Source organism: Streptomyces antarcticus (genome assembly GCF_026627255.1).
GTDB classification, from domain to species: Bacteria; Actinomycetota; Actinomycetes; order Streptomycetales; family Streptomycetaceae; genus Streptomyces; species Streptomyces antarcticus.
Window position 1 is genome coordinate 1 of the sequence record NZ_JAPNLM010000068.1, and the last position, 7140, is coordinate 7140.

Genomic DNA, 7140 nt, shown 5'->3' on the forward strand with positions numbered 1-7140 from the left:
CGACGTCCTGGCCGCCCAACGTCGCGAACGCGCCAAGGTCCGCAGCGAGCGCCAACAGCGCTGGGGCCGACCACGGCCCCAAGCCGCCTGACCGACCCGGCCAACGTTCGTGGACAACGCACTAGCCGACATCGGGCGGCCGTTGGCTGACGGCCTGCTGTTGACGGCTTGCGGCCGGGCCGCGTCGGCCGGACCCGCCTCGGCCGGCCCGGTGTCAGGCGAGGGGGTGGGCGGCCAGCAGGTCGCCCAGGGCCTCCTCGTGCGCGGCGGCCGGGCCGAGCTGGAGCTCCAGCTGCTTGGCCCACGCGTGGTAGCGGTGGAGCGGGTAGTCGGTGTCGGCGCCGAATCCGCCGTGCAGGTGCTGCGCGGTCTGCACGACCCGCCGCACCCCCTCCGAAGCCCAGATCTTGGCGACCGCCACGTCACCGGCGATCGGCAGCGGCCCGCCGGCCGCGCCGGTCGCGGCGTCGAGGCGCCAGGCGGCCTGCCAGAGCGTGACCTCCATGGCCCGCAGGTCGATGTAGCGGTCGGCGGCCTGGACGGCGACGGCCTGGAAGGTCGCGACCGGGAAGCCGAACTGCTCGCGCTTGGCGGTGTAATGGCTGGTCATGGTGAGCACCCGCTCGCCGAGGCCGAGCGCGAGCGCGCAGGTCCCGGTGGCGAGGAGCTGGCGGAGCCGCTCCCAGGCGCCGGGGGTCCCGATGAGGTGCGTGGCGGGCACCCGTACGCCGTCCAGGGCCAGTTCGGCGAGGCGCTCCCCGCTGGTGGAGCACTGCTCGGCGAGGTCCAGGCCCCCGGCGGTGCGCGGGACGAGCGCGAGGACGGCCTCCCCCTCGCCGGTGTGGGCGGGTACGGCGATCCAGTCGGCGTTCTGCGCCCAGGGGACGGCCGTCTGGCTGCCCTCCAGGGTCCAGTCGGCGCCTTCCCGGCGGGCGGTGACGGCCAGTTCGGCCGGGTCGTGGCCGGTGCGGCCGTGCGCGGCGGCGGTGAGGACGAGCGTCCCGTTCCCGGCGCCGGGCAGCAGGGCGGCGGCCAGTTCGGGGCTGCCGTGGGCCTGGACGGCCATGGCGGTGGCGCAGTGTTCCAGCAGCGGTACGCGGGCCAGCACCCCGGCGGCCTCGCGCAGCACCAGGCACAGGACGATGGCGTCCAGGCCGGCGCCGCCGTGTTCCTCGGCGAGGACCAGGCTCAGCAGGTCGGACGAGGCGAGCCTGGCCCACAGCGGGCGGTCGAAGTCCTGGGCGACGGCCCCGGGGGTGAGCGCGGGGCTCGGCACGCTGTCGGGCGCGACATCCGCGAACACGGCCTTCGCCGCCTCGACGGCGGCCTGTTGTTCCTCGGTGAAGGTGAAGTCCACTGCCTGTCCTCCCGCGCGCACCCGGTCCATCCTGTCCTGACGGTGCGTCAAGATAGAACAAGTTCTTGAAAATGCACAGCCTGGTGCCGGACAGGGGGGCCGGGGGCGGGGAGGGGCGCGGGTCAGCGGTCGAAGTCGATCTCCACTTCCTCCGTCACGGCGTGCGACTGGCAGGCCAGGACGAAGCCGGCCTCCGTCTCCTCCGCCTCGAGCGCGAAGTTCCGCTCCATCCGTACCTCGCCCGTCACGAGGAAGGCCCGGCAGGTGCCGCACACGCCGCCCTTGCAGGCGTACGGGGCGTCGGCGCGGTTGCGCAGCACCGCGTCCAGCAGGGACTCGCCGTCGCGGACCGGCCAGGTGCCGGAGCGGCCGTCGAGCCGGGCGGTGACCCGTCCGTGGGCCGGCGCGTCCGTTGCGGACGGACGGGCGGCGGGTGCCACCGTGTCCTCGACGTGGAAGATCTCCTCGTGGACCCGGTTCCGGGCGACGCCGAGTGCGCCGAGCGCCCGTTCCGCGCCCTGAACCAGGCCGTAGGGCCCGCACAGGAACCAGCCCGTCACCTCGGTGACCGGCAGCAGGGCGGGCAGCAGCGTCGCCAGCCGCTCCTCGTCGAGGCGTCCGGAGGGCAGCCCGGCCTCCTGCTCCTCGCGGGAGAGGACCGTCACCAGCTGGAAGCGTGCGGGGTAGCGGTCCTTGAGGTCGGCGACCTCCTCCAGGAACATCGTCGACGCGGCGCTGCGGTCGCCGCGCACGAGGCAGAAGCGGGCGTCGGGCCGGGCGGCCAGCAGACTGGCGGCGATCGACAGCACGGGGGTGATCCCGCTGCCGCCGACGATCGCGGCGTAGTGCCCGCCGGCCGGGGCGGCGGCCGGGTCCAGGATGAACCGGCCGGCCGGGACCATCACGTCGAGCACGTCGCCGACGGCGATCTCCTTGTGGGCGAACGTGGAGAACGCGCCGCCGTCCACCAGCCGCACCCCGACCCGCAGCAGCTCGGGGCCCGGGCCGTCCGGCGCCGGGGCGGCGGAGCAGATCGAGTACGTGCGCCGGATCTGCACGCCCTCGGGGGTGGTCCGGCGCAGGGTCAGGTGCTGGCCGGGTGCATGCCGGTACTCGGCGCGCAACCCGCCCGGCACCTGGAGGACCAGGGCCACCGCGTCCTCGGTGAGGCGCTCGACCGAGGCCACCGTGAGCGGGTGGAACGCGCCGTGCCGGGCGGCCGGCCGGGGTGCCTCGGCCATCTACAGCTCCTTGAAGTGGTCGAACGGTTCGCGGCAGGTGACGCAGCGGCGCAGGGCCTTGCACGCGGTGGAGGAGAAGCGGCTGAGCAGCTCGGTGTCGGTGGAGCCGCAGTTCGGGCAGCGCACCGAGAGGGTGAGCGGGACGGCTCCGCCGGCCGCGTGCGGCCGGGGCGGGGCGATGCCGAACTCGGCCAGCTTGCGGCGTCCTTCGGCGCTGATGTCGTCGGTGGACCAGGCGGGTGCCAAGACGGTGATGACGCGCACCTCGGGGATGCCGTGGTCGTTCAGGACCCGCTCGATGTCGGCGGACATGGCCTCGATGGCCGGGCAGCCGGTGTAGGTGGGGGTCAGGGTGACCTCGACGTGGCCGTCCTCGCACATCCGCACCCCGCGCATGACGCCGAGTTCGGTGAGCGTGAGCACGGGCAGCTCGGGGTCGGGTACGGAGCCCGCCAGCTCGGCCAGTTCGGCTTCGAGGCGGGTCGTCGCGGCCGTCCCGGCGCCGGTCACCACGACGCTCCCGGGTGGCTGCGGTGCAGGTGCTGCATCTCCGCGAGGAGCCGCCCGAACGGTTCGGTGTGCAGGCCCTGCCGGCCGGCTCCGGCCGCCCAGGCCCCGGTGCGCGGGCCCTCGGGCAGCGCGAGCCCGGCCCGCTCCAGCAGGGCGGTCACCGCGGCCAGCCAGCGGGCCTCCAGGGCGGCCCAGTCCAGGTCGCCGAGGCCCTCCACGGGCTGGAACATCTCGCCGGTGTACCTCCACAGCGCGTCGAGGGCGGCCCGCATCCGGGCGCGGCTCTCCGGGGTGCCGTCGCCGAGCCGCAGGGTCCACTGCTCGGCGTGGTCGCGGTGGTAGGCGGTCTCCTTGACGGCCTTGGCCGCGAGGGGGGCGAACGGGCCGTCGCCCAGGGCCAGTTCCCCGTACAGCTCGTGCTGGTAGAGGGAGAAGAAGAGCTGGCGGGCGATGGTGTGGGCGAAGTCGCCGTTCGGCTGCTCGACCAGCTGGAGGTTGCGGAAGGAGCGCTCCTCGCGCAGGAACGCGAGCTCGTCCTCGTCGCCGGTCAGGGACAGCAGGACGCGGGCCTGGCCGAGCAGGTCGAGGGCGATGTTGGCGAGCGCGACCTCCTCCTCCAGGACGGGGGCGTGGCCCGCCCACTCGCCGAGGCGGTGGGAGAGGATCAGCGCGTCGTCCCCGAGGGCCAGGGCCGCCGCCGCGGGGATGTCGCGGGTGGTGTCGCGGGTGGTGTCGGTGCCGGTCACAGGTGGCTCACCCCCTCCGGGATGTCGTAGAAGGTGGGGTGCCGGTAGGGCTTGTCGGCGGACGGCGCGAAGAACGGGTCCCGCTCGTCCGGCGAGGAGGCGGTGATCTCGGTGGAGGGCACCACCCAGATCGAGATGCCCTCGCCGCGCCGGGTGTAGAGGTCGCGGGCGTTGCGCAGGGCCATCTCCGCGTCGGGGGCGTGCAGGCTTCCCGCGTGCGTGTGCGACAGGCCGCGCCGCGAGCGCACGAACACCTCCCACAAGGGCCAGTTCTGCGTCATACCCGTGCCTCCTCGGTCTGTCCGTTGTCCTTAGCGGCCTGCTTGTCCGCATAGGCCGCTGCCGCCTCGCGCACCCAGGCGCCTTCCTCGTGCGCCGCGCGCCGCCGGCCGATCCGCTCCGCGTTGCAGGGGCCGTTGCCCTTCAGTACGTCCCAGAACTCCGCCCAGTCGATCGCGCCGAAGTCGTGGTGCCCGCGCTCCTCGTTCCACTTGAGGTCCGGGTCGGGCAGGGTCAGGCCCAGCGACTCGGCCTGCGGGACGGCGATGTCCACGAAGCGCTGGCGCAGCTCGTCGTTGGAGTGGCGCTTGATGCGCCAGGCCATCGACTGCGCCGAGTGCGATGAGGCGTCGTCCGGCGGACCGAACATCATCAGGGACGGCCACCACCACCGGTCGACCGCGTCCTGCGCCATCGCGTGCTGCGCCTCGGTGCCCTGCGAGAGGGCCATGAGCAGCTCGAAGCCCTGGCGCTGGTGGAAGGACTCCTCCTTGCAGATCCGGACCATGGCGCGGGCGTAGGGCCCGTACGAGCAGCGGCAGATCGGCACCTGGTTGGTGATCGCCGCGCCATCGACGAGCCAGCCGATCGCGCCGACGTCCGCCCAGGTCAGGGTGGGGTAGTTGAAGATCGAGGAGTACTTTTGCTTGCCCGCGTGGAGCTTGTCGAGCAGCTCGTCACGGCTGGTGCCCAGCGTTTCGGCGGCGCTGTACAGGTACAGACCGTGGCCCGCCTCGTCCTGGACCTTGGCCATCAGGATCGCCTTGCGGCGCAGCGAGGGCGCGCGGGTGATCCAGTTCGCCTCGGGCTGCATGCCGATGATCTCGGAGTGGGCGTGCTGGGCCATCTGGCGGACCAGGGTCGCGCGGTACTCCTCGGGCATCCAGTCGCGCGGCTCGACGCGCTCGTCCGCCGCCACGGCGGCGTCGAAGGCGGCGGCGAGCTGCCCGAGGTCCGTGTCGTGTCCCGTGCCGTGGCCCGTGTCCGGGGTCACTGCCGTCATCCCGGCTCCCTGTCTGAGTCTGTCGTCCGCCCGACCGACCGATCGTTCGGTTCATCCTCTTCAATGGTGAGACGGCGGGCCGTAGGGTGTCAACCTCTGTGGTGAACCCTGTGGACGGCCGATGATCGGGGCGGGATGGATTCGAACGAGGGAAAGCCCGCCGAGGGCGCTGATCCGCCACCACCGAGAGCCCCCGGAATCGCCGGTCTGAGCACCCCGTACCGGGTCGTCGCGGCCCTCGCCCTCGGGGCGGTCGCGGTGGCCGCCTGCTCCCACCTGGCACTCGTCTTCCTGCACGTGGCCCCCGCCAACACGGTCAGCCGGCAGCACGCGCGCACAGTCGACGGCTGGATCTACCCCGAGTTCGAACAGAACTGGAAGCTCTTCGCGCCCAACCCGCTCCAGCAGAACATCGCGGTCGAGGTACGGGCGCAGGTACGGACCGGCGGCGGCGACCTGATCACCACCGGCTGGCGCGACCTGTCCGCCGAGGACGGAGCGGAGATCCGCCACAGCCTGCTCCCGAGCCACACGGAGCAGAACGAGTTGCGGCGGGCGTGGGACTTCTTCACGGGCTCCCACGATGCGGACAACGAGCCGAGCGGCGAGCGCGGCGAACTGTCGGAGGAGTACCTGCGGCGGATCGCGATGGCCCGGATCGGGCCGGACCACCGGGACGGGTACGTCCTGCGGATCCAGCTGCGCTCGGCGACGCGGGCGGTGCCCGCGCCCGAGTGGAGCACCGAGACGACCGACACCCAGACGTACCACCGGGAGCTGCCGTGGTGGACGGTGTGAGGCCGCAGGTCCCGGCCGGGCGGCTCAGGGGCTCGGGCGGGCGGTTCAGGGCCTCGGCGGGGCGGTTCAGGGCCTCGGCGGGGCGGTTTGGGGCCTCGGCGGGGCGGGCGCTGGCGAAGGTGTCCGGGCAGGCCCTGGGCCCGTACCAGAGCGCCGTCATCCGGATCGGCTTCGCCGGGACGTGGCTCTTCTTCCTGCTCCGGGAGTTTCCGAACCGGGCCGAGCTGTACGGGCCGGACGGGCCGTGGAGCTTCGGGCTGGCGGAGCGGCTGATCGCCTCGAACCGGGCCTTCACGGTGCTGATGTGGTCCGACTCCACCCTCTGGTTCGAGATCGTCTACGCGGTGTCCGCGCTGGCGAGCGTCGCGCTGATGCTGGGGTGGCGGACCAGGGGCACCTCCGTGGTGTTCATGATCGGGGTGCTGTCGCTGCAGAACCGCAGCGTCTTCATGGGGGACGGCGGGGACAACGTCATCCACCTGATGGCGATCTACCTGGTGCTCACGCGGTGCGCCCAGGTGTGGTCGCTGGACGCGCGCAGGGCCCGTACGCGCGGCTCGGCGTCGGCCGGCGCCGCGGGGCCGGTGCTGTGGGGCGTCCTGGGCGCGGCGCTCGCCTACGGCGCGGCGACCGGGCGGTTCGGCTACGGCTGGCTGGCGGCCTTCGCGACGCTGTGGGTCGCCACCGCGCTGTGGTGGATGGTCGACCGGTACGAGGCGGAGGGCGAGGGCCGGGCGACGCTGGACGTGCTGGCGAACCTGCTGCACAACGCGGGGATGCTGGTGATCATGGCGGAGGTCTGCCTGATCTACGCGACGGCCGGGTGGTACAAGATCCAGGGCTCGCGGTGGCAGGACGGGACCGCGCTGTACTACCCGCTGGGGCTGGACTACTTCGCGCCGTGGCCGGGGCTGTCGGCGCTGGTGGCGGGCAGTGGGACGCTGGTGATGCTGCTGTCGTACGGGACGGTGGCGGTGCAGGTGGCGTTCCCGTTCACGCTGTTCAACCGGCGGATCAAGAACGTGCTGCTGGCGGTGATGATGCTGGAGCACGCCGGGATCGCGGTGCTGCTGGGTCTGCCGTTCTTCTCGCTGGCGATGATCACCGCTGACGCGGTGTTCCTGCCGACGGGGTTCCTGGTGTGGCTCGGGGCGCGGGTCGGGCGCGTTCGGCCGGGGGGTGGGGTGGCGGTGCCGGTGGGGGTGC

The 7140-nt window shown here is 73.2% G+C and carries 8 protein-coding genes; 2 read left to right on the forward strand and 6 right to left on the reverse strand.

Annotated elements, in window-relative coordinates; all coding sequences use genetic code 11:
• Positions 1-214: 214 nt before the first annotated feature.
• From OTB16_RS38880 to paaA, 6 genes are all read right to left on the reverse strand, one after another.
• Positions 215-1357: an acyl-CoA dehydrogenase family protein gene (locus OTB16_RS38880; protein ID WP_267727635.1), complete on the reverse strand. Its 1143-nt coding sequence runs from the start codon at positions 1355-1357 to the stop codon at positions 215-217.
• Between the two features lie 122 nt (positions 1358-1479).
• On the reverse strand, positions 1480-2598 hold the full coding sequence (locus OTB16_RS38885; RefSeq protein WP_267727637.1) for a 2Fe-2S iron-sulfur cluster-binding protein: 1119 nt from the start codon (positions 2596-2598) through the stop codon (positions 1480-1482).
• Positions 2599-3111 carry a 1,2-phenylacetyl-CoA epoxidase subunit PaaD gene (paaD, locus tag OTB16_RS38890; protein ID WP_267727639.1) on the reverse strand — a complete coding sequence of 171 codons (513 nt, stop codon included), beginning with the start codon at positions 3109-3111 and terminating at the stop codon, positions 2599-2601.
• Positions 3105-3854, reverse strand: coding sequence for a 1,2-phenylacetyl-CoA epoxidase subunit PaaC (paaC, locus tag OTB16_RS38895; protein ID WP_267727641.1), 750 nt, complete (start codon positions 3852-3854; stop codon positions 3105-3107). Before paaC ends, paaD begins: the two co-directional genes overlap by 7 nt.
• Entirely contained in the window at positions 3851-4135 is a 285-nt protein-coding gene (gene paaB / locus OTB16_RS38900) for a 1,2-phenylacetyl-CoA epoxidase subunit PaaB (RefSeq protein ID WP_030009045.1), read from the reverse strand. The genes paaC and paaB overlap by 4 nt, the downstream gene beginning before the upstream one ends.
• Entirely contained in the window at positions 4132-5136 is a 1005-nt protein-coding gene (paaA, locus tag OTB16_RS38905; protein ID WP_267727645.1) for a 1,2-phenylacetyl-CoA epoxidase subunit PaaA, read from the reverse strand. The genes paaB and paaA overlap by 4 nt, the downstream gene beginning before the upstream one ends.
• Before the next feature lie 135 nt (positions 5137-5271).
• On the opposite strand from paaA, the gene OTB16_RS38910 reads away from it, so the two are divergent.
• Together OTB16_RS38910 and OTB16_RS38915 are read left to right on the forward strand one after the other, a co-directional pair.
• Complete coding sequence (locus OTB16_RS38910) at positions 5272-5934, forward strand: DUF5819 family protein (protein WP_267727647.1); 663 nt, start codon at positions 5272-5274, stop codon at positions 5932-5934.
• A gap of 119 nt (positions 5935-6053) precedes the next feature.
• On the forward strand, positions 6054-7140 hold a 1087-nt coding region (locus OTB16_RS38915), incomplete at its 3' end, for an HTTM domain-containing protein (RefSeq protein ID WP_420717887.1).